Source organism: Neisseria sp. P0019.S002, assembly GCF_051957155.1.
Classification (GTDB): Bacteria; Pseudomonadota; Gammaproteobacteria; order Burkholderiales; family Neisseriaceae; genus Neisseria; species Neisseria perflava.
This window is the reverse complement of sequence record NZ_JBQCWS010000003.1, coordinates 223902-247067: the sequence shown is the minus strand read 5'-3', so window position 1 is coordinate 247067 and position 23166 is coordinate 223902. Positions and strand designations below refer to the sequence as shown.

Annotated in this window: 19 protein-coding genes, 1 tRNA gene and 1 pseudogene; 13 read left to right on the top strand and 8 right to left on the bottom strand. The window is 48.6% G+C overall.

Annotated features, from left to right (window positions below; genetic code table 11):
• Positions 1-119: 119 nt before the first annotated feature.
• Genes ACTHTY_RS06515 through ACTHTY_RS06505 form a run of 3 tightly spaced genes read right to left on the bottom strand, consistent with a single transcriptional unit; the run spans position 120 to position 3636 of the window.
• Positions 120-1373 (bottom strand): complex I 51 kDa subunit family protein, encoded by a 1254-nt coding sequence (locus tag ACTHTY_RS06515; RefSeq protein ID WP_440366871.1) that lies wholly within the window; start codon positions 1371-1373, stop codon positions 120-122.
• Complete coding sequence (locus tag ACTHTY_RS06510) at positions 1370-2998, bottom strand: FAD-binding protein (RefSeq protein WP_440366870.1); 1629 nt, start codon at positions 2996-2998, stop codon at positions 1370-1372. Before ACTHTY_RS06510 ends, ACTHTY_RS06515 begins: the two co-directional genes overlap by 4 nt.
• Positions 2998-3636, bottom strand: a complete 639-nt coding sequence (locus ACTHTY_RS06505) for a 2Fe-2S iron-sulfur cluster-binding protein (protein ID WP_070608671.1) — start codon at positions 3634-3636, stop codon at positions 2998-3000. Before ACTHTY_RS06505 ends, ACTHTY_RS06510 begins: the two co-directional genes overlap by 1 nt.
• 853 nt (positions 3637-4489) lie before the next feature.
• Between ACTHTY_RS06505 and ACTHTY_RS06500 the strand changes: the two genes are divergently transcribed.
• On the top strand, positions 4490-6013 hold the full coding sequence (locus ACTHTY_RS06500) for a fumarate hydratase (RefSeq protein WP_003746217.1): 1524 nt from the start codon (positions 4490-4492) through the stop codon (positions 6011-6013).
• A gap of 153 nt (positions 6014-6166) precedes the next feature.
• Positions 6167-6243, top strand: a tRNA-Pro gene (locus ACTHTY_RS06495).
• 153 nt (positions 6244-6396) lie between these two features.
• On the opposite strand, the gene ACTHTY_RS06490 is transcribed toward ACTHTY_RS06495, so the two are convergent.
• Positions 6397-7188: a formate/nitrite transporter family protein gene (locus tag ACTHTY_RS06490; protein ID WP_440366869.1), complete on the bottom strand. Its 792-nt coding sequence runs from the start codon at positions 7186-7188 to the stop codon at positions 6397-6399.
• A gap of 245 nt (positions 7189-7433) precedes the next feature.
• Complete coding sequence (gene yciA / locus ACTHTY_RS06485; RefSeq protein WP_049332732.1) at positions 7434-7868, bottom strand: acyl-CoA thioester hydrolase YciA; 435 nt, start codon at positions 7866-7868, stop codon at positions 7434-7436.
• A gap of 124 nt (positions 7869-7992) precedes the next feature.
• Between yciA and pip the strand changes: the two genes are divergently transcribed.
• The 4 genes and pseudogenes from pip to fghA all read left to right on the top strand — a co-directional run bounded on the left by pip (position 7993) and on the right by fghA (position 11370).
• Positions 7993-8922 (top strand): prolyl aminopeptidase, encoded by a 930-nt coding sequence (pip, locus tag ACTHTY_RS06480; RefSeq protein ID WP_440366867.1) that lies wholly within the window; start codon positions 7993-7995, stop codon positions 8920-8922.
• Positions 8923-9042: 120 nt separating this feature from the next.
• Positions 9043-9303 (top strand): annotated as a pseudogene (locus ACTHTY_RS06475) (HD domain-containing protein); the annotation flags it as partial.
• A 94-nt stretch (positions 9304-9397) separates the two neighbouring features.
• A complete protein-coding gene (locus ACTHTY_RS06470) occupies positions 9398-10534 on the top strand; it encodes an S-(hydroxymethyl)glutathione dehydrogenase/class III alcohol dehydrogenase (protein ID WP_003746247.1) in 1137 nt (378 codons plus the stop codon).
• A gap of 8 nt (positions 10535-10542) precedes the next feature.
• Complete coding sequence (gene fghA, locus ACTHTY_RS06465) at positions 10543-11370, top strand: S-formylglutathione hydrolase (RefSeq protein ID WP_440366864.1); 828 nt, start codon at positions 10543-10545, stop codon at positions 11368-11370.
• Positions 11371-11468: 98 nt separating this feature from the next.
• Here the strand turns inward: fghA and rtcR are convergent, their stop codons facing one another.
• On the bottom strand, positions 11469-13097 hold the full coding sequence (gene rtcR, locus ACTHTY_RS06460; protein ID WP_440366863.1) for an RNA repair transcriptional activator RtcR: 1629 nt from the start codon (positions 13095-13097) through the stop codon (positions 11469-11471).
• Positions 13098-14215: 1118 nt separating this feature from the next.
• On the opposite strand from rtcR, the gene ACTHTY_RS06455 reads away from it, so the two are divergent.
• The 3 genes from ACTHTY_RS06455 (at position 14216) to ACTHTY_RS06445 (ending at position 18010) form a co-directional block, all read left to right on the top strand.
• Positions 14216-15790 carry a vWA domain-containing protein gene (locus ACTHTY_RS06455; RefSeq protein WP_440366861.1) on the top strand — a complete coding sequence of 525 codons (1575 nt, stop codon included), beginning with the start codon at positions 14216-14218 and terminating at the stop codon, positions 15788-15790.
• Between the two features lie 88 nt (positions 15791-15878).
• Entirely contained in the window at positions 15879-17357 is a 1479-nt protein-coding gene (locus tag ACTHTY_RS06450) for an RNA ligase (RefSeq protein WP_440366859.1), read from the top strand.
• A 92-nt stretch (positions 17358-17449) separates the two neighbouring features.
• The gene (locus ACTHTY_RS06445) at positions 17450-18010 is read left to right on the top strand and encodes a hypothetical protein (RefSeq protein WP_003746257.1); all 561 of its coding nucleotides are present in this window, start codon (positions 17450-17452) and stop codon (positions 18008-18010) included.
• Positions 18011-18097: 87 nt separating this feature from the next.
• Here ACTHTY_RS06445 and ACTHTY_RS06440 read toward each other — a convergent pair whose 3' ends face one another.
• Positions 18098-18541: an RpiB/LacA/LacB family sugar-phosphate isomerase gene (locus ACTHTY_RS06440; protein ID WP_440366857.1), complete on the bottom strand. Its 444-nt coding sequence runs from the start codon at positions 18539-18541 to the stop codon at positions 18098-18100.
• Positions 18542-18627: 86 nt separating this feature from the next.
• Here ACTHTY_RS06440 and ACTHTY_RS06435 point away from each other — a divergent pair, with 86 nt between their 5' ends.
• The 4 genes from ACTHTY_RS06435 to cysI all read left to right on the top strand — a co-directional run bounded on the left by ACTHTY_RS06435 (position 18628) and on the right by cysI (position 22428).
• Positions 18628-19281: a phosphoesterase gene (locus tag ACTHTY_RS06435; RefSeq protein ID WP_440366855.1), complete on the top strand. Its 654-nt coding sequence runs from the start codon at positions 18628-18630 to the stop codon at positions 19279-19281.
• Between the two features lie 137 nt (positions 19282-19418).
• On the top strand, positions 19419-19883 hold the full coding sequence (nudB, locus tag ACTHTY_RS06430) for a dihydroneopterin triphosphate diphosphatase (RefSeq protein ID WP_440366853.1): 465 nt from the start codon (positions 19419-19421) through the stop codon (positions 19881-19883).
• Positions 19884-19967: 84 nt separating this feature from the next.
• Positions 19968-20501: an inorganic diphosphatase gene (locus ACTHTY_RS06425; RefSeq protein WP_003678634.1), complete on the top strand. Its 534-nt coding sequence runs from the start codon at positions 19968-19970 to the stop codon at positions 20499-20501.
• A gap of 169 nt (positions 20502-20670) precedes the next feature.
• Complete coding sequence (gene cysI / locus ACTHTY_RS06420; RefSeq protein WP_440366852.1) at positions 20671-22428, top strand: assimilatory sulfite reductase (NADPH) hemoprotein subunit; 1758 nt, start codon at positions 20671-20673, stop codon at positions 22426-22428.
• A gap of 127 nt (positions 22429-22555) precedes the next feature.
• Here the strand turns inward: cysI and ACTHTY_RS06415 are convergent, their stop codons facing one another.
• On the bottom strand, positions 22556-23128 hold the full coding sequence (locus ACTHTY_RS06415) for a hypothetical protein (protein WP_440366851.1): 573 nt from the start codon (positions 23126-23128) through the stop codon (positions 22556-22558).
• Positions 23129-23166: the final 38 nt, after the last annotated feature.

The window sequence follows — 23166 nt, the reverse complement described above, 5'->3', positions numbered from 1 at the left end:
GGTTCGGAAGGTATTTTCTCATTGGGTTTCTCTTCCATCTTGGAAAGAAGAGAAAGGGAGTCGGGTATCGTTTTTCAGACGGCCTTTACAGAACAGGCCGTCTGAAACCCTGTATCGGATTAATCCTGCTCCGCCGACAGGCCGTATTCTTCGGGGAAGGTACGCAGCGAGCTTTGCAACACGGTAACCGCGCCGTCAATCAAACCGCAACGGCCGCTTCGTGGCAGCAGTTGGCACAGGCTTTGTAAGGCGCGCAGGTCGTCGGGAGTGCCGATGCCGGTGTCCACGCGGTTGAGCAGGCGGGAAAGCTGGAATGTGCCGCCTTTGCAAGGTGGGCATTGACCGCATGAGTTGGAAGCGAAAAATTCCACATATTCGGCCACTTTACGCACCACGCTGGTGCCTTCGGAAATCACAATCATCGCGCCAGTACCGAGGCTGGATTTGCGTTCGCGTACGGAAACGAAGTCCAAAGGCACATCCAAATCTTTGACGGTCAAAAGCGTATTTGACGGGCCGCCGGTAAATACGGCTTTAAACGTACGGCCTTCAAGCATACCGCCGCCGTGATCGTAAATCAGTGATTGCAGGGTCGTGCCCATTGGCAGTTCGTACAGCCCCGGATTCAATACGTCGCCGGAGAGTGAGTAGAGTTTTGTGCCTGCGGCATCGCCCAAACCCAAAGATTTGTACCATTCCGCGCCTTTGGCAAGGATTTGCGGAATATTGGCGAAGGTTTCGGTATTGTTGATAAGGGTCGGCTCACCGTTGACACCGCTTTCGGCAGGGAAAGGCGGCTTGCGGCGAGGGAAGGGGAAACCGCCTTCCAGCCATGAAATCACGGCAGTTTCTTCGCCGCCGATATAACGGCCTGAAGTTTCGACCAGTTGCAAGTCCAAAGGTTTACCCAAGTAGTTTTCGATGCGGATAAACAAATTGCTGTTTTTCCATTGCTCGATGGCCGGTGTGATGGAAGCGATGGATTCAGTTTGATGAGGGTTGACGTACAAAATCGCTTTGTTGGCACGGCAGGCAACGGCGGCAATCAGGACGCCTTCGATGACTTGGTGCGGCGTATTTGCCAATAGTACGCGGTCTTTAAATGTACCCGGTTCGTCTTCGTTGGCATTGCAGACGACGTATTTGTCGCCATTTTTGCTTTGGGCGGCAACGGCAGCCTCCCATTTGCGCCAAGTCGGGAAACCTGCACCGCCCATGCCGCAAAGATTGGCATCTTGCAGTTTGGAAACAATGCTTTGAGGATCGGCAAGCGCGGCCAGCAGGCCTTCGCCGCCGCCGACTTTGCGCCATGCGGCTAAATCTGCGCCGACTTGGCGGGAAGGATGCAGTAAGTTTTGATTGGCTTGATTCATGATTGTTGCTCCTGCAAACCGGCGTGTTCGCGCAAATCGAATTTGCCGTAGTCGGGATATAAAACGGGGGCTTTGATGTCGCTGGTCAGACCGGCGCGGGTCATTTCACGTTGCAGATCGTGGACGTGACCGACACCGCCGCGTACTTTTTTCAGCGGTAGGCCGCAAGTTGCCGCGGCTTTACCGGCACGGCGGCCGAAGCTGATGATGTCCAAAAGCGCATTGCCCATCAGACGGTTGCGGCCGTGGATGCCGCCGGTTACTTCGCCGGCGCAATAGAGGCCTTCGACACAGGTTGCGCCGTCACCGTTGATTTCGATACCGCCGTTTTGATAGTGCAGGGTCGGATGAATCATGACCGGCTCAACAGCAGGGTCGATGCCGCATTTGTGGGCAACATGGCCGAGTGTTACTAGACGGTTCAATACGTCAGGGTCGTTAGCAATCAGGCGCGGGGTGTCGAGGAACACGCCGACTTGTCCGTCGCGTACCACGCCACGGCCTTCGCGGCATTCACGCAGAATCGCAGCGGCAACAACGTCGCGCGGTTGCAATTCGTCAACGAAACGTTCGCCCAAACCGTTGACCAGTTTGGTGCCTGCGGAACGCACGGCTTCGGAAATCAGCGCGCCTGCCAAGTGCGGAGGATGGGCAACGCCGGTCGGGTGGTATTGGAAAGAATCGACATCGCGCAGTTTGGCGCCGATACGGTAGGCCATCACCAGGCCGTCTGCAGTCGCGCCATAATGGTTGGAAGTGGCGAAACCTTGCAAATGCAGGCGTCCGCTGCCGCCGGTTGCCAATACCACGGCTTTGGCGTGAACCAACACCAAAGAACGTTTTTCCAAATCGTACAAAATCGCGCCGACGCAGCGGCCGTGTTCGTCTGACAATAATTCGATGGCGGGGTGGCGGTTGAGCTGGGTGATGTTTTCGTCGAGTTCGACCGCCTCGCGCAGTACGCGCATCATTTCGAGGCCGGTAAAGTCGCGGTAGCTCAAAATACGCGGTACGGTCGTACCGCCCGCACGTTTGCGGCTCAACATACCGTTGCTGTCCGCGCCTTTGGCTAAGTCAAAAGTCATGCCCAAGCCAATCAGCCAGCGAATGGCGGACGGCGCATCGGTAACCATTTGGGCAACCAATTCTTTTTTGCCTGCGTTGTGGCCGCCTTTGATGGTATCGTCAAAGTGTTGTTGCAGGCTGTCTTCCGCGCCGACCGCTGCTTGAATACCGCCTTCGGCCATCACGGTATTGCTGTCGCCGATACGCAGTTTGTTCGCCATGATGACGCGTGCGCCGGCTTCAGTCGCAGACAATGCCGCCGCCGCGCCTGCACCGCCGCCGCCAATTACCAATACGTCAGTGTTCAAGTGTTCAGCGCCTGATAAATTATAGTCGTCAATCAGAGGCTGACTGATTAAGAGTTTGGCCAAATCAGGATGGCAGTAATCGCCTTGGTTTGGGCCGATAGGCAGTTTCACACGCGCATTTGCCTGATAGTCAGGGTGAAATTGGCTCAGTAATTCGTTTTTTTCAGGTAAATCGCCGCGCAACTCCAATGAGGACGCACGCAGGTTGGCAAGGGCAGTTTCGTAGTCTATACCTTGGATTTTGTTAACCATTACACTGACTCCTCTTCAAATTCGACTTTCATTTTGCCGCTGTCGATTTCGCGCAGGCGGCGCATCAAATCCACAGGGCGCAACGTACGCGCCGCTTTCATACGGCGGGCGAACAGGCCCAAGTGGTTTGGACGGATGTGTTCGGGGCAGGAGAGGGTGCAGAGGTTGCACATCACACATTGGTCAAAGGTCAGCGCAGCCGCGCCGAAATCGCCGGAAACTACCTGCGCCACGCCGTTTTCCACTTGCAAACCTTTAGGACAGGCACGATTACAGCCGCCGCAATGACGGCAGTTTTGAGCTTCAGGAAAGGCTTTGGCGGTATCGTCCAACCAGTTCCAGCCATCACCAATTTCGCCGACGTCGTAATATTGGATATGCTCGGGAATAAAGTAATCCAAGAAGCTGACCTGCATGCCTTCTTCAACTTTGGTTTCGCATGCCAGTGCAGTGGTGACTTCGCGCTCGCCTTCTTTACGAATCATACAGCGGCAGGAACCGCATACGCCTTGACCCATACAGCCGACATTGGCAGTAATCGCATTGCCTGAACGGGCATAGGCTTGGATGATTGACGAGTCGGCAGAAGCTTTGACTTCATGGCCGTCTATGGTCAGGGTTAACAAATTTTCACTCATGGTTTGTTCCTGTGAAATTGGAAGTTGGAATAGTGGGTAATTTGACTAATTGTATTTTTATTACATATGTTGTGTATGAGAAAATATCCAAATCATTTACTCAGAAATTCTTTTAAAATCAATATTTATCTTTATGAGTTGAAGTGTATCAGAATTTAGTGGTTTTGATGATAGGGCTAATCCAAGGTTTTATGTAGGAAAGATTGTAAACAAAATGTGCCTATTATTTAGGCAAAATTATTATGTTTATTTGATTATAAAGGTAAAATAAAATTACTTTTTTGGTATATATTTAAAAATATTAATTCATTCGCTAGTAGAAACCATTATTATATATTTGATAATTTTGCATAGATTGTTGTATATATTGAATAATATTTAGGTATATAAGCAAGTGAAAAGACTGTTATAAAATTTCAGAAAATCAAACAAGTTTGATATCAGTCAAGAAGATTGAGGGAGGAAATGACACGGATTTTACAATTGTGTATTGTATTGGAGAATAAAAAAGGCCGTCTGAAATTTAGATAGTTCCCTTTTAAATACAAGATACTAAATTTCTTTTTCAGATGCTTAAGGCAAATATTTTCAGACGGCCTTGAAATAAGATTATCATTTAAAAACAATGTAATTTTATTTCTATGTAAGCGAATAGCCAGTAGATATGGGTTATCAATAACCAAGTGATTTAATATGTTATTAAATTCTATTTAAATCAATAAGGTATGAAAATGATATTGTCTGGATTATTCATTTGAAAGCACTATTACACTATTGAAGGCCGTCTGAAAAATCGGTCTCTTAAAAAATAAACAAACCCTTCCTACCATGACTCCCGAAAAGGAACACAATCATGACCGTCATCAAGCAAGAAGACTTTATCCAAAGTATTTTCGATGCTTTCCAATTCATCAGCTACTACCATCCTAAAGATTACATTCAGGCTTTATACAAGGCTTATCAAAAAGAAGAAAACCCTGCCGCCAAAGATGCGATGGCGCAGATTTTGGTCAATAGCCGTATGTGTGCCGAGGGGCATCGTCCGATTTGTCAGGATACCGGTATTGCGACCGTATTCTTGAAAGTGGGCATGGATGTACAGTGGGATGCCGAGATGAGCGTACAGGAAATGGTTAACGAAGGCGTACGCCGTGCATATACCTATCCTGACAATAAATTGCGCGCCTCTGTATTGGCCGACCCGGCTGGAAAACGTCAAAATACCAAAGACAATACCCCTGCCGTTGTACATATGGAAATCGTAAAAGGCGACAAAGTCGAAGTCACTTGCGCAGCCAAAGGCGGCGGTTCTGAAAACAAAACCAAAGTTGCCATGCTCAACCCTTCAGACAATATCGTTGATTGGGTATTGAAAACCGTTCCTCAAATGGGTGCAGGCTGGTGTCCTCCGGGCATCTTGGGTATCGGCATCGGCGGTACGCCTGAAAAAGCAGTGTTGATGGCCAAAGAAAGCCTGATGAGCCATATCGATATTCAGGAACTCAAAGAAAAAGCCGATTCAGGTGCAGAATTGTCTACAACCGAAGCCCTGCGCTTGGAACTCTACAAAAAAGTAAATGCCTTGGGCATCGGCGCACAAGGTTTGGGCGGTTTGAGCACCGTGCTGGATGTCAAAATCCTTGACTACCCAACCCACGCGGCTTCCAAACCGATTGCCATGATTCCAAACTGCGCGGCAACCCGCCACATCGAATTTGAATTGGATGGCTCAGGCCCTGCCAAACTGGAAGCCCCATCTTTGGAAGACTGGCCGGATCTGACTTACAGCCCTGACAACGGCAAACGTGTCGATGTCAACAATCTGACCAAAGAAGAAGTGGCTACATGGAAAACCGGTGACGTATTGTTGCTGAACGGTAAAATCCTGACCGGCCGCGATGCCGCGCACAAACGTTTGGTTGACATGCTCAACAAAGGCGAAGAATTGCCGGTAGATTTCACCAACAAACTGATTTACTACGTTGGCCCGGTTGATCCAGTCCGTGACGAAGTTGTTGGCCCGGCCGGTCCGACTACTTCCACCCGTATGGATAAGTTTACCCGCCAAATGCTGGAACAAACCGGCCTCTTGGGTATGATCGGTAAATCCGAACGCGGCGCAGCAACTTGCCAAGCCATTGCCGATAATAAAGCCGTTTACCTGATGGCTGTCGGCGGCGCGGCATATTTGGTTGCCAAAGCCATTAAAGCATCTAAAGTCTTGGCGTTCCCTGAATTGGGCATGGAAGCGATTTACGAATTTGAAGTCAAAGACATGCCTGTAACCGTTGCAGTGGATAGCAACGGCGAATCGGTTCACGCCATTGCGCCAAAACAATGGCAGGCCAAAATCGGTATTATTCCGGTTGAAGCTTGATATTTGACTGAATAATCAAAGGCCGTCTGAACGATTTCCGACGGCCTTTTTTGTTTACAAATAATTTAAATGTTTTCAAACGAGTAAATTTCCTTTTTTAAAAAGCACTTGTCAAAATCAGCGTTTGAAACTAGAATTCACAGCTTATCGAGTCGGAGTGTGGCGCAGTCTGGTAGCGCACTTGCATGGGGTGCAAGGGGTCGAAGGTTCGAATCCTTTCACTCCGACCAAAGAATTGGAAAGAGCCGTTTTGAAAACGGCTCTTTTTTCGTTTGGATGATTTATCTGAATAATGTGTCCGAATGGATTTTAAAACTTAATACCAATGGCGTCTGAAACAAAACCTGCTTTCTCAAAGCAGGTTTTGTTGTTTATAAAGCAGGCTATTCGGTACTATCTTTCAGCGTGTCTTTATAAGTATAAAGATAAGACGCGCCGACAAAGGATGCGCCACCGACGACATTGCCCAGGAATACGGGAATCATATTGAAGAAAAACTGCCCCCAAGTGATGTTTGCGCCTGCCAAAATTCCGGCGGGGATAACGAACATATTAGCGACAAGGTGTTGGAAGCCGTTTAATACGAAAATCATGACGGGGAACCAAATGGCCAGCATTCGTCCGGTTGTGTTTTTAGCGGCAAAGTGCAACCACGCGCCCATGCAGACCATCCAGTTACATGCGACCGCCGATACAAAAGCGCGGCCGAAATCCATATGGACTTTTGCTTCCGCCACGGCAATGGTTTTTTCTGCCATGCTGCCTTCAATCATACCGACATAGTATCCGAGGAAAAACGCCATCGCCAGCGTGCCCACCAAATTGCCCATGCAAACGATAACCCAGTTACGCAGCAGCATTTTGGAGGAAATCCGTCCGGCCAATCTGCCTAAAGACATGATCATCATGTTGCTGGTTACCAGCTCGCCGCCGCCAAGCAGGATGCAAATCAAGGCGATTGGGAACACGGCGGCACCGAGTAAAGTCGCAATTCCGCCCCATTCGTGTGGAATGCCGCTGACTACTTTTAAATAGGCAAGATATCCGAAGCCGATGTATCCGCCGGCCAAAATGCTCAAGATTGCCAGAGTGGGGATGCTGGATTGTGCTTTGGCGCAGCTTTTGTCGAGAACAACCTGTAAAATTTCCTGTGGGTATAAATCGCGCGAAGCCATGATGTTCCTTAAAGTGGGTTGAGGAGGAAACGCCGTTTCAAAAGTGGCGCAAACTGTCGCGGTAGAGTAGTGTTATAGGGAGCCAGTGTACGGTCTTTGTCTTATCAATCAGTCTGAATTAAACCTAAAAAACAGATACTTCGCCTTGCTTTAGCTCAAAAGAAATATTATTACATTTTGCTTCTGTATTAAAAAAGGCCGTCTGAACGTTGAGGTTTCAGACGACCTTGTTTTGATTTTTAAACTTACAAATGAGCCAGCTTTGCATTGCCTTCGCGAGGAATAGGGCGCGGATTGCCTTGTGCATCGATGGCGACGTAAGTGAACACGGCTTCGGTGACCAGTTGGCGGTCTTCCGTTACCATATCGTTCATCAAAGTCTTCACCCACACTTCGATTTTCAGTTGCAAAGAAGTATTACCTACGCGGACGCAATGGCCGTAGCAGCACACGACGTTGCCGACCTTTACCGGTCTGATGAAATTCATCTCTTGAACAGCCACGGTTACAATTCGTCCCTGTGCGATTTCTGCTGCCAAAATACCGCCGCCCAGATCCATTTGCGACATAATCCAGCCGCCGAAGATATCCTGATTGGGATTGGTATCGCGCGGCATGGCTACCGTACGCAATAAAAGTTGTCCTTCGGGTGCGGCATGGGTTTGTTTGTTGTCAGCCATAAAAAATCCTGTCAAAAAAGTGCTATTTTACGCTATTTGTAGCGATAAACCTATGTAGGTCGTCTGAAAAATCAGAAGGCAAAGTGTTACAATCAACCTATTCATCAGACAAAGGAGAAAGCTCATGCATCCGATTCAAGAACCACGAAATAGCGGCCTTTTGCGCGTATCCGACATTCACGAAATCTACTGGGAAGAATCAGGAAATCCTGATGGCCACCCCGTGATTTTCCTGCATGGCGGCCCCGGAGCAGGGGCATCACCTGCCTGTCGCGGCTTTTTCAATCCAGAGTATTTCCGTATCGTTATTATCGACCAACGCGGTTGCGGACGCTCCAAGCCGTATGCCTGTATTGAAGACAATACCACATGGGACTTGGTTGCCGATATTGAAAAAGTACGCGAAATGCTCGGCATTCAAAAATGGTTGGTTTTCGGCGGCTCATGGGGCAGCACCTTGTCGCTGACTTATGCCGAAACCCATCCCGAGCGTGTCAGCGGCTTAGTTTTGCGCGGTATTTTCCTGTGCAGGCCGTCTGAAATGGCATGGCTGAACGAAGCAGGCGGCGTAAGCCAAATTTATCCGGCTCAATGGCAAAAATTCATTGCCCCCGTAGTCGAAAACAAACGCCAAGCCCTAATTAAAGCCTACCATGAAATGCTGTTCAGCGAAGATGAAGCCACGCGCCTCAAAGCAGCTAAATCATGGGCAGACTGGGAAAGCTACCTTATTCAGTTTGAACCTAAAGACGTAGATGAAGACCCGCAAGCCTCCCTTGCCATCGCAAGAATGGAAAACCATTACTTCGTGAACGAAGGCTGGCTGCAGGGCGATAAAGCTATCTTGGCAAACATCGACAAAATCCGCCATATCCCAACCATCATCGTCCAAGGCCGCTACGACCTATGTACCCCGATGCAAAGCGCGTGGGAACTCTCGCAAGCCTTCCCAGAAGCAGAATTGAGAATCGTCCAAGCAGGCCATTCTTCTTTTGATCCTTCGCTTTCCGAGGCTTTAGTGAAAGCGGTGGAGGATATTAGAAGCAAGTTATAAAGGTTAATAAATGACAATGCCGTCTGAAAAAGTTTCAGACGGCATTTTTCTATTTACATATTAAATTTAATATCATATTATCATTGCATGATATCAGTTTGAATTTTTTAGAATTTCAATATGAAACCCCTAATTTACTACGCCCATTCCGCGCAAGACAAACTCGGTAATCTCTTACCTTACGAATATTGGCAAACCTTACAAAGCCATTCGGTAAATGTTGGGGAAATGGCGGCGGAGTTTGCTCGGATATTTGGGGTGCAGGAACAGGCCTACCAGACGGGACAGCTGCATGATTTGGGGAAATATTCGGAAGCCTTTAATCGCCGATTACATGGCAGCCCTTCAGTCGATCATGCTACTGTTGTAGTCAAAATTGCAAAAATGCCTTGCTTCAGGGTGGGTTCCAAAGTATAAACTGTGGTTATCTTTCGTAGGCTAGATAACTTTATTAATGAATTAAAAGGCAAAAATAATGGAAATTAAACAAACCAATTCAACCATCAAATCGCGTGCGGCGGTGGCATTCGCCCCAAATCAACCCTTACAAATTGTGGAAATCGACGTGGAAATGCCGCGTAAAGGCGAGGTGTTAATTCGTAACACTCATACTGGCGTGTGCCATACTGATGCATTTACGTTATCAGGAAGCGATCCTGAGGGCGTATTCCCTGTGGTGCTTGGACACGAAGGTGCGGGTGTGGTCGTTGCTGTGGGCGAAGGTGTGTCAAGCGTAAAACCGGGTGATCACGTCATTCCTCTTTACACCGCAGAATGTGGCGAATGTGAGTTTTGTCGTTCGGGTAAAACCAACTTGTGCGTTTCAGTGCGTGATACGCAAGGTAAAGGCTTAATGCCGGACGGCACGACGCGTTTTTCTTATCAAGGTCAGCCGATCTATCACTATATGGGCTGTTCGACTTTCAGTGAATATTCAGTTGTTGCCGAAGTTTCACTGGCGAAAATCAACCCGGAAGCCAACCACGAACATGTATGTTTACTCGGCTGCGGCGTGACCACAGGTATTGGCGCGGTACATAACACAGCAAAAGTACAAGAAGGCGACTCTGTTGCCGTGTTTGGCTTGGGCGCGATTGGTTTAGCGGTAGTGCAAGGTGCGCGTCAAGCCAAAGCGGGTCGCATTATCGCCATTGATACCAATCCTGCAAAATTCGAGTTGGCAAAACAGTTTGGTGCAACGGATTGTTTGAACCCGAACGATTACGATAAACCGATCAAAGATGTGTTGTTAGACATCAATAAATGGGGCATTGACCATACCTTTGAATGTATCGGCAACGTAAATGTAATGCGTCAAGCATTAGAAAGTGCACACCGTGGTTGGGGACAATCCATTATCATCGGCGTAGCGGGTGCAGGACAAGAGATTTCAACGCGTCCGTTCCAGTTGGTAACCGGTCGTGTTTGGAAAGGCACGGCATTTGGCGGCGTGAAAGGCCGCTCTGAACTTCCGAAAATGGTGGAGGATTCAATGAAAGGCGACATCGAGTTAGAACCGTTTGTAACCCACACAATGACACTGGATCAAATCAATGAAGCCTTTGAATTAATGCATGAAGGTAAATCGATCCGCGCTGTTATTCATTACTAAGGTACGCGATGAAACTGATTGAACAACATCAAATTTTTGGTGGTTCGCAACAAGTTTGGGCACACTACGCCCAAACGCTTCAATGCGAAATGAAATTTGCCGTCTATTTGCCGGATAATCAGGAGAATCGACCGCTTGGTGTGATTTATTGGCTTTCCGGCTTAACGTGTACGGAACAAAATTTCATTACCAAATCAGGCTTTCAGCGTTATGCGGCAGAACATCAAGTGATTGTGGTTGCACCTGATACCAGCCCTCGTGGAGAGCAAGTGCCGAACGATGATGCTTACGATTTAGGGCAGGGCGCGGGCTTTTATCTTAATGCGACCGAGCAGCCTTGGGCGACGAATTATCAAATGTATGATTATATTTTGAATGAGTTGCCTGGCCTGATTGAGGAAAATTTTCCTACCAACGGCAAACGTTCGATTATGGGACATTCAATGGGCGGACATGGCGCATTGGTATTGGCGCTGCGAAACCAAGAACGTTATCAAAGTGTTTCTGCCTTTTCGCCCATTTTATCGCCAAGCCTCGTGCCTTGGGGAGAAAAAGCCTTTTCTGCCTATTTAGGAAAAGATCGCGAAAAATGGCAGCGATATGATGCTAACTCGCTCATTCAACAAGGCTATAAAGTGCAAGGTATGCGCATTGATCAGGGCTTGAAAGATGAGTTTTTGCCAACACAATTACGCACTGAAGATTTTATCGAAACCTGTCGTGCGGCAAACCAACCGGTCGATGTGCGCTTCCACAAAGGCTATGATCATAGCTATTACTTCATCGCCAGTTTTATTGGTGAACATATTGCCTATCATGCGACATTTTTGAAGTAAGCCAAAGAAGTAATTTGTGTTAATAAATGAAAAAGGCATCGGATTGATGTCTTTTATTTTTTATAAATGATGAAAATGAGCTATCTTACCCACTCTATTTAAATATCCCCCCATTCCAATCCAAACCGTTGCAAATACTTTCTCAATCGGTCGCTGTCATTGACTTTTGCCCTTTCTGTTCGGGAAACGTTGAACAATGCACGACCAGCAGCAGCCATGTTGGGGTGTTTGCGGCATTCGTCGATGACGTGTTGCAGTTGCAGTTTGTCGAACAAATCCAATGTGTCCCAATCGACTTTATCGGGGTAGTCTTGTGTTTTTTCAGACGGCCTTTTATGTAAGGGGCCGTCTGAAAAGGGTTCTTCCGACCATAACCATTTGAGGCGTTCGATTTCGGCTTGGACTTGTTCCACCTGTATCCTGCCTTGCGGCGCGAGTGTGGCCAGACGCATGATGCTGGCGGCTAGGTCGCGGAAGTTACCGCGCCATGGGGCTTGGTTGGAATGGGCGAAGGCAAGGTAGGCGGCCAGGGCTTCTTTGTTGAAGCGGGTGGTTCGGCCGAGTTCCTGTGAAGCTAGGGCGAGCTGGTGTTCGACATTGGGCTCGATGTCTTCGCGGCGGTTGGCGAGTGCGGGTAGCGGATAGTTCCAAATATTGATGCGGGCAAACAGGTCTTCGCGGAAGCGTCCGGCGCGGATTTCGTGGCGTAGGTCGCGGTTGGTGCCGGCGATGAGTTGGAAGTCACTTTTGACTTCGCTGTCGCTGCCGACGGGATAAAAGTGTTTCTCTTCAATGGCTTTGAGTAACATGGCTTGTTCGTCCAAGCCTAATTCGCCGATTTCATCTAAAAACAATACGCCGCCGTCGGCAGTTTTTAGGTAGCCTTCACGCTTTTCTGCGGCGCCGGTAAAGGCGCCTTTTTTGTGGCCGAACAGGGCAGATGCTGCACCGTCGCCGCGAAGGGTGGCGCAGTTTACATCGACAAATGTGCCTTTAATCAAATGGCGCGCTTTTTTCAATTCAAAAATCCTGCGTGCCAGCATGGATTTGCCTGCGCCGGTGGGGCCGGAAAGCAGAATGGGGGAAGGAGAGTTGAGCGCGACTTGTTCGATTTCGGCAATCATGCGGTTGAAGGCGGCGTTTTGGGTGGAAATGCCGCTTTTCAGGTAGCGCACTGCGTCATCGCGTACGGCGGCAAGGCGTTCGGCCAGTACGTCGTAACGAGCCAAGTCTAAATCGATGATTTCATAACTGCCGACATTGCCGTCCTCCATACTGCGTCTTTGGTTTTTCGGCGGCGCGGTCTGCAACAGCACGCCGGGGATTTGACGCGATTCCACCAATAAAAACAGACAGATTTGGGCAACGTGTGTACCTGTGGTGATGTGGGTGAGGTAGGTTTCTTCTTCTGTATCAAATGGATAGCTTGCTGCCCAATCGTGTAGTTTGGTATAAACCTCGGAGAAGTCCCACGGGTTTGCTAGTTCCATAGGTACGAGATTGACGACTGTGTGCGGCGACACATCTTGAATATCGGCTTTTATCTGCTCTGCCAGTTCGCGGTATTTCTCCGCATAAAACAGTTCCATGCGGTCAAGATGAAAGTCCTGACGCTGATTCATGGCGACATTCGGCCGCCATTTCAACCAACGCCCTTGACCGAAACCTTTGTCCAGTACTGTACCGAGAAAGCTGATGGCGACTTGTTTTTTAGGGTTGGTATTCATGTTTCAGACGGCCTTCAAAATGTTTTCTAAGATAAATACGCTGCAATCATCGCCAAAATGCAATTTGACACAAGCGTTTGTCCAAGTTATCACATCGCACTATCTATTCTTATATATCTTATTTTCTATATAACTATCTATAAATATATTTTTTAGTATTCTACGCTTTTTGCCAATAAAAGTTAATTTAAAATATATTTTCTTTATATTCAATAAATTAAAAATTATTTTTATAAAAAATTATTCTTGGCGCGCTGTTGGCTATGTTGTGAATGTAACGATACAGCAGATGCTTCGGGAAATACAGTTACCGGAGAAAAATTTTCCGTAAATTTAGTTGCTGTGGAGTTACAGGGCGAATGCCAACAAGACTACATTTGGATTAACAGGTTCGAATCCTGTCTCGTCTGATAGACGTTGAACGTCTTGTTTATTTAGTCGCCCACCCTTTTCCAATATGGCAGGCAAATGCCTGGTGAAACTACAACATGGATACCCTTGTGTCGCAGGTTCGAGTCCTGTCTCTGTTAGCCAAAATAGCAGAGTAGCTCAGCTGGTAGAGCGAAGGCATGTTTCCCTGAAAAACTTGTTGCGTGCCATATTACTTTATACGGCAGTAGGCTGATGCTTGAAGAGAGTAAATTAAAACCGTTTCTCTTCATGTTTATCCGCTACGCTGCCATCCATTCGAGTCCATCTGAAATATTCAGGCGGGCTGATATAAAAACCGTTTTCGGTGCATTCGGCAAATACCGGAGAAATTACAGCCTGCTAAGCTCGAGGTCGCGGGTTCGAGTCCCGTCTCTGCCGCCAACGATGGTAGAGTAGCTCAGTGGATAGAGCGCGTAAAAATTTCTCCATTCTTTGTTGCCCAATGTACCACCCCTTATGGGCGAATGCCATTAGGATTACATTCCTTGCTTGCTACAAACCCGAATGATCCTAGTAAATCTAGTCGCCCTACGGCAGTAGGCGGATGCCCGGAAGAGAATACATTAGCTTTCAGTTAAAAACGCTTCTCTTCATCTTTAGCCGCCACACTGCCACCCATTCAAGGCCGTCTGAAAAACAAAGCTAAAACAAGTTCAGACGGCCTCAAACCAACAATATGAAAGAAAATGAAAATGGCTAATACAACCTTGTTTCAATCTATTAAAAACCGTTTTACTAAAACCGATACCCATAATGAAGCCGGCGGCATTGCCTACACGCTGACACCCAAACAACAGCTGGCACAGCTTGCCGCTACCGGTTGTCTGAACAATACCTACTATGCCGATGCCCAAAGTCAGCTTGACCAAGTATTGAAGTTGGCAGAAAGCCTGGATGCCGAGTTTATCGCCAAAACTGCCGTATATGCCCGTCAAAAAGGTTTCATGAAAGATATGCCTGCGCTGTTGCTTGCCGTGTTGGCGCAAAAAGACGTGAACATGCTCGCCCGCGTATTCGACCAAGTAGTGGACAACGGTAAAATGTTGCGTAACTTCGCACAAATTATCCGCAGCGGTGCAGTCGGCAGAAAATCTTTCGGCAACCGTCCGAAAAAACTGATGCAGACTTGGCTTTTGACCGCTACCGAAAAACAACTGTTGAACGCCGCTGTCGGTAATTCGCCGTCGCTGGCAGACGTGGTCAAAATGGTGCATCCTAAACCGCGTGAAGCATGGCGTGCCGCATGGTTTGCCTGGCTGATCGGCAAACCGTACGACCGCGAAGCATTGCCACCCATTACCCGCGCTTTTGAAGACTACAAACAAAGCCGAGAAGGCGAATTGCCCAACGTTCCTTTCCAAATGCTCACTGCTTTAGACTTGAACAGCGGCGACTGGGCGCAAATTGCCTGTAACGGTTCATGGCAGCAGGTTCGTCAAAACCTGAACACTTTCCTGCGCCACGAAGTGTTTTCGAAAAGCAAAAACATCAAAATGGTGGCAGAAAAACTGCGTGACGAAACCGCCATTGCCCGCTCCCGCGTCCTGCCTTATCAGTTGCTGACCGCGTATCAGGCAACATCTAATCAAATGCCGTCTGAAATCCGCGAAGCCCTGCAAGATGCGATGGAAACCGCCGTACAAAACGTACCGGCCATCCAAGGCAAAGTCGTGGTTTGTCCGGACGTTTCCGGCTCTATGCACAGCTCGGTTACAGGCTATCGCGGCAGCGCGACCAGCAAAACCCGCTGCATCGACATTGCCGCGCTCGTATCCGCCGCCATGTTGCGTACCAATCCGCAAGCCCGTGTGATACCGTTTGAACAAATCACGGTAAACGTGCAGCTCAACCCGCGCGACAGCATCATGACCAACGCCGAAAAACTTGCCAATATCGGCGGCGGCGGAACGGCATGCAGCGCACCGCTCGCCATGCTGAACCGTGAAAAAGCCGATGTGGATTTGGTCGTCATCGTGTCAGACAATGAAAGTTGGGCAGATGACAACCAAGGATGGGGCTCAACAACCAGTCTGATGAAAGAGTGGGACATTCTGAAACGACGTTGTCCCGAAGCCAAACTTGTTTGTCTGGATATCCAGCCCTACACTAAGGCTCAAGCACGAAACCGTCACGATATCTTGAACATCGGCGGCTTCTCCGACCAAGTATTCTCCCTGATCGGTTCCTTTGCCGAACGAGGTATGGGTACAGATTTCTGGGTAGAAGAGATTGAGAAAACGCCGTTGGCAGTTGTGAACTGAAGCTGAGGCCGTCTGAAAAAAGGGTGGAAATATTTTTCAGACGGCCTATTTATTCAGGGCAAGCTGAGAAAAAGAATAAGGAAATAAAATGCAAAAATTCATCTTAATCCGCGGTCATCAAGGTTCGGGAAAATCGACGTTTGCCGAACAAAAAGCCACTGAATTTAAAGCGCAGTATCAGGATGCGGAAGTTGTCCGTATTGAAAACGATTTGTTTATTACCGATGAATATGGTGAATATCGTTGGTCGGGTGAAGCGGTGGATAAGGCACAAAAACGCGGTAATGCCTTGATGACTGAAACCTTGAGACTTGGACGTCAAAATCCGAATCGAAATATTTTGATCATTAATTCCAATACTAACCAAAAAGCTTCGCGTTGCCGTCATTTATTGGATCAGGCGGAGAAAAGCGGTTTTGAAACAGAAGCTTATCGACTGCACAATTTCTATCCCAACCTGCACGGCGTGAAAGAGCATGACGTGTTGGCGGCGTATATCAAGTTGAACCAAAACCGTGTGGCCAACGAAATCCACATCGAGGCTGTGCAACCGGCAAATGCGGAGCAGTTAGAAAAAATCGAACAGATGCAGGCTATCGAGCATAAGCCGCTGGTGTTTGATGAGGCACAGCAAACCTTTGTGACCGATCATTATCTGCAACACGGCAGCCGCAACTTTACCGCCAAAGCATCCAAGCGTTATCCCGAATTGCGCGTGTTGAAATACGCCCGCAGCGTGTTCTATAACAACCGCTTTGATGATGCTTTGCTGGAAATGCGCGGTTTGATTATCGACGCGCATAATCGAATTATCGTGCGCCCGTTTAAAAAAGTGTTCAATTATTCGGAACGTATCGCCAAAGGCAGCCGTTACCCGATCTGCGTCGGCGACGAGCGATTGGTGGACGCGGTGGTGAAAGTAAACGGCTTCCTCGGCTGCTGTACTTTCGTATCGCTTTCAGACGACCATCCGTCCCACGGCGCGACGTTTGACGGCAAAGTGCTGTATTCGACTACCGGTTCGCTTGATAGCGCGTTTGCGGACATGACCGCCGCACACTGCGCGCAATACGAAACCTTGTTCCGCGCATATCCAAACCATACTTTTTTGTTTGAAATCACAGACGCGAAAGATGTGCACATCATCCGCGAAGAATTGGGCGAAACCTTAATCGGCTGCATCGATGTAACGACCGGCCGTCAATTTTCTGAAGCGGAATTGGACGAAATCGGCAAACAATACGGCGTTCGTCGTCCAGAAATGCTGAAAAACATCACATTCGGCGAGCTGAAAGGCCGTCTGAAAAATGTGGAGCACGAAGGCTTTATGGTATTTGATGCCCAAAACGGCGAAATGCTGTTCAAACTCAAATCGCCGTATTACCTGATTTCCAAGTTTTTAGGACGAAGCAACGAGGGCAATATCGGCCGCAAACTCGACAAACGCCACGTCGATGAAGAGTTTTATCCTTTAATCGACTATATCCACGAGTATCAGGAAGCATTCAATGCCATGTCGGAATTGGATAAAATCGCGTTTATTCAAGCGTTTTTGAGACAGTTGTAAGGCCGTCTGAAAAATGCTATATGCTTGTGTTAGTATAGCGCTGGCGGATGGAGTGTTTCATCTGCCATACTTTTAGTGAATAAGGAAAAACAATGAAAAAAACAAGTATCGTTAGGAAACTGATGCTCGCCATCGCTATGCTTCCGTTAGCTGTTCAAACTGCGCAGGCTGAGGAATTTGGGTCTTTCGGCGCTCCGCCTAAAGGCTTCAAAGTCGGCTATCAAACCGCGCAAAATGGTGTGACATTGATAGAACTTGTGCCGCAGAAACAGACTGTGGAAGACTGGACGCAAATGGTCACGCTGCAATCCATGGCAGGTATGAAACCGGGTGTTGAGCAGTTTTTCGGCAATCTTTCAGCCTCATGGCAGAATGCCTGTCCGCAAAGTAGTGTCAACCCAATAACGGCAGGTGAAGAAAACGGCTATCCATTCGCTTTGGTGATGTTGTTTTGCGCCAACAATCCGCAAACCAGCAAACCTGAATTTACTTGGATAAAAGCCGTACAGGGTAACGAAGCTTTGTACGTGAAGCAATATGCTTTCCGTTACGAGCCGACGAAGGCCGAGTTGACCAATGCCGTCATGCATTTGCGCAATTTACGCGTCTGCGACAACAGCGCAGGACATCCTTGCAATAAAAAAGGGAAATAAGCATTTAAATATTTTCAGACGGCCTTACCGGTTTTGCTAAAGCGAAACGTAACAAGGCCGTCTGAAAATATATGGAGCAACGCGTATTTATTTTCCGCGCTCGTACGCTTCGATTTCGCCGACTTTAGGCGCATAGCTGCTGCTTGTGTCGTGGCGCAAATCCAACCAAATATCGACCAATGCCCAAGCGGCCGGCGCGGCAATCACGTTTTGCCCCATACATAAAACTTGCGCGTTATAGTTTTCCACCGAGCCGCGGACAGTAAGCAAATCATGTGCTGTCGCCGCTCGTATGCCGCGCACTTTATTGGCGGCAATTGCCGTGCCCACGCCGGTGCCGCAAATCAATAGCGCACGGTCGGCGCGTCCTGCCGCGATTTCTTCGGCCGCGGCAAACGAGAGTTGCGGATAGGTCCCTTTGGGCGAGGATAAATCGACTAAGCTGCTGACCCGCGGGTCGTTTTGCAGATGCGCTTTGAGCGCGTCTTTCAATATTGCGCCGTTGGCCGGCGCGGCAATAACCAAACGCATAAAAACTCCTTGAAGCACACAATAAACATTATTCAGCATACGCCCGCGCGTGATACGATTCAAGCCTGCAACGCAGAAAGCACGGTATGAGCAAAACCTACTTCACATCAGACCTACATTTCTCACATAAAAACATTGCCAAATTCTGCCCGCAATTTCGACCGTTCGATAACGTGGAGCAGATGGATGAATTTTTAATTCAGACATGGAATGAAACCGTTACGCCTGAAGATACGGTGTACAACTTGGGCGATTTTTCCTTTGCCCAAGACCATAAGCAGATAGAGCGCGTTTTGTCGCGTTTGAACGGGCAACATCACTTGATTTACGGCAATCATGATCATGTGATTCGGCAGCATGCTGATTTTTTCCGCAGCCAAACCAAGCATGACGGCCATCCGCTGCTGTCGTCCATACGGCCGTATTTGAAACTCAAATTGCCGGAAATTAAGAATACGCTGGTTCTCTTTCACTATCCGATTCAGGAGTGGGACGGCTGTTATCAGGGCTGGTATCACTTATACGGCCATTTGCATGACAGGGTGGCGGAAATCAAAGGGCGTGCTTTAAATGTCGGATTCGATTTGCACGGCCGCTTTTTGACGGTGCAAGATGTCGATAAGTTTTTGTGTGGTTTGCCTAAAATTTCGTATTTTGGCGAAGCAGGGGTGAAGGCCAACTCGCCGGAAGAAGCGGCAGAGCTGGTGTCTCGGAAACTGGCGCAGTTAAATCAGGTATAATTTCAGACGGCCTTTGCGGATTTCCGACAAAGGCCGTCTGAATATCAATTTCCCATTTTTGAGTGATACATGGAAAACCTTTTGGCTTACTTACTACAAAAAATCAGCCTCCCTAACCAAACCGGCAAGGACAAGCCATGAGCGGCAAGCCTTTGAAGTATCCCGTTTCCGCTTTGGTCGTTTTGCATGATAAAGACGGCAATATCCTGCTGATTGAACGCACGGCGCCGCAAGGTTTTTGGCAGTCGGTCACAGGCAGCTTGGAAGAGGGCGAGCGTATCGAAGAAACCGCATGGCGCGAAGTGTGGGAAGAAACCGGTATCCGCCTTGCAGAAGGACAGCTGGAAAACTGGCATGACAGCACCGTTTATGAAATCTATCATCACTGGCGCCATCGCTATCCCAAAGGCGTTTTTGAAAACCGCGAACACATCTTCTCCGCCCAAATTCCGCGTGATACGCCCATCGTCCTGCAACCGGACGAACACGTTGCCTATGGTTGGTTTGGTGCAGAAGAAGCGGCGGAAAAAGTGTTTTCCCCTTCCAATAAACGCGCAATTTTAGAACTGGTCAAAAGGCTGAATGCCAAAAAGGCCGTCTGAATACGACAGTTTCACATTTTCAGACGGCCTTGGGTTTGCTATACTTTCAACGTTTGACTCTCTTTAAAATCAAAGGAAACCATCATGGCAGACTTCAACAAAATCCTGACCCCGGGCGACGTGGACGGCGGCATCATCAACGTTGTCAACGAAATCCCTGCGGGCAGCAACCACAAAATCGAGTGGAACCGCAAACTGGCCGCTTTCCAACTCGACCGCGTTGAACCGGCAATTTTCGCCAAGCCGACCAACTACGGCTTCATTCCGCAAACTTTAGACGAAGACGGCGACGAATTGGACGTATTGCTGGTGACCGAGCAGCCTTTGGCAACCGGTATTTTCCTGGAAGCACGCGTTATCGGCGTGATGAAATTCGTTGACGATGGCGAAGTGGACGACAAAATCGTCTGCGTTCCAGCCGACGACCGCAACAACGGCAACGCCTACAAAACTTTGGCCGATTTGCCGCAACAACTGATCAAACAAATCGAGTTCCACTTCAACCACTACAAAGACCTGAAAAAAGCAGGTACCACTAAAGTTGAATCTTGGGGCGATGTAGAAGAAGCGAAACAAGTCATCAAAGAATCTATCGAACGTTGGAACAAACAAGCCTAATCGGTTTGTCCTGTTCAGTATCAAGGCCGTCTGAAAGCAAAGTTCAGACGGCCTTTTTATGTTTCAAACCAATATAACAAAATCGTCTTTAAAACAAACAAACCATTCTTTCTCATTTTCAGACGGCCTCATTAAAGTAACGCCTATATCAAAAATAAGGAGTGCTTCAATGACTGCTACCACAACCGACCCGCGAGCCAAGCTGCCTGAGACGCCTTTGTCCGGCAATGAAGCCTTGAAAGAGCGCAGCGATTATCTGCACGGTACGATTAAGGAAGAGTTGAAAGACGACTTTACCGGCGGCTTTACTGCCGACAACTTTCAGCTTATCCGCTTCCACGGCATGTATGAACAGGACAACCGTGATATCCGTGCCGAGCGTACCGAACAAAAACTTGAACCCTTAAAAAACATGATGTTGCGTTGCCGTTTGCCCGGCGGCATCATTACGCCGCAGCAGTGGCTGGGTATCGACAAATTTGCCGGTGAAAATACGATTTACGGCTCCATCCGCCTGACCAACCGTCAAACCTTCCAATACCACGGCATTCTGAAAACCGATTTAAAACAGGCACATCAGGCATTGCACAAACTAGGTCTCGATTCCATTGCCACAGCCAGCGATGTCAACCGCAATGTGTTGTGCACCAGCAATCCGGTGCAAAGCACGTTGCATCAAGAAGCCTATGAATGGGCGGCGCGCATCAGTATGCACCTTCTGCCGCGCACCATGGCATATGCCGATGTGTGGCTGGACGGCGAAAAAGTGTTCACAACCGAGCCGACCGAGCCGCGCAATAAAGAAATTGCCGACGATGTAGAGCCGATTTTGGGTAAAACCTATTTGCCGCGCAAATTCAAAACTGCCGTCGTAATTCCGCCCGATAATGATGTGGACATTCATTCTAATGACTTGGGTTTCGTGGCGATTGCAGAAAATGGCAAGTTGGTGGGCTTCAATGTATTGGTCGGTGGCGGTTTATCCAGTGAACACGGCAATACTAAAACCTATCCGAACACTTCTTACGAATTCGGTTTCGTTCCGCTGGAATACACCCTCAACGCCGCCGAAGCCGTCGTCAGCACCCAGCGCGACTGGGGTAACCGCAGCGACCGCAAAGCAGCGCGTACACGCTATACGCTGCAACGCGTCGGCGTAGATGTGTTCAAAGAAGAAGTCGAAAGACGCATGGGCATTAAGTTTGAACCCATCCGCCCTTACGAATTTACCCATCGCGGCGACCACATCGGCTGGGTACAAGGGCATGAAGGCAACTGGCATTTGACTTTGTTTATTGAAAACGGCCGCCTGCTCGATTATCCCGACAGACCGTTGAAAACAGGTATCCGAGAAATTGCCAAAATCCATCCCGGCGACTTCCGTCTGACTGCCAACCAAAATCTGGTGGTTGCCAATGTACCGCCGGAATTGAAAGACACGATTGATAAAATCGCTAAAGAGCATGGATTAATCAGCAAATCGATTACCATCCAGCGTGAGAACTCGATGGCCTGCGTTGCCTTGCCGACCTGTCCGTTGGCAATGGCGGAGGCCGAACGCTTCCTGCCGACATTCTCCGATAAAATCGACGCAATGTTCGCTAAATATGGATTGGAAGACGAATACATCGTTTTGCGCGTAACCGGTTGTCCCAACGGTTGCGGTCGCGCCATGCTGGCGGAAATCGGTTTGGTCGGTAAAGCAGTCGGTCGCTACAACCTTTACGCAGGCGGCAACCGCGAAGGCACCCGCATTCCGCGCCTGTTTAAAGAAAACGTTACTGAACCTGAAATCCTTGAAATTGTCGAAGGCTGGGTGGCAGATTGGTCTCGAAACCGTTTGGATGATGAAGGTTTTGGCGATTTTGCCATCCGTACCGGCATCGTCAAACCTGTATTGGATGCTCCGCGAGACTTCTGGGCATAACGCATACAGACAGACCCACAAGTCTGCAATAAGAAAATAGAGAAAACCAAAGGCCGTCTGAAAATCTGATTTTCAGACGGCCTTTTATATTGTGCGTATTTATATCAAAGATGGAATATAAACCGAATCAGCGACGGCGGCCAAAGCCCCGACCCATGCTTGGGCGGCGGTAGTTGGAAGGCTGACGCGTAGTTTCGCGGTATCGTTGTTGCTGCTGGGAGTTTTGTTGCTGGGCACGCAGGGTGCGCGTATTCAGCTGTTGGCTGGTGCGTCCGTTTGGACGTGCGCTTTGATAATAGTTGGCACGGGCTTGACGGGCAATCGGGCTGTTTTGATTGCTTGCCTGTGTGAATTTGTTGGCCAATGCGTTGCCGATAAATGCACCGGCTGCTGTACCCACCAAGCTTTGCAGCAGCCAGCTGCCGGTGGATTGGTCGTAGATGTATTGTTGGCCGTCTGTACCGGTTACCGGTTGGCCGTTGTTGCCGTTGGCTTGTGCTTCGGCAGGAATGGTGTCGTTCACGGCTTCGGGCGTGAGCTGGTAAACCGTATTGTCCTCTTGTTGGCCGTTTTGTTGTGCCAACTGTTGTTGCAATGCTTCGATTTGTTTTTGTTGCTGCTCAAGCTGCGCTTGGGTATTGTCTTTGCAGGCAGCAAGGGCAAAAGTGGAAAGGGCGGCTAAGGCAATCAGTTTTTTCATTGTTTTTCCTGAGAGAAGTTTGTTTTTGCCGAGATTTC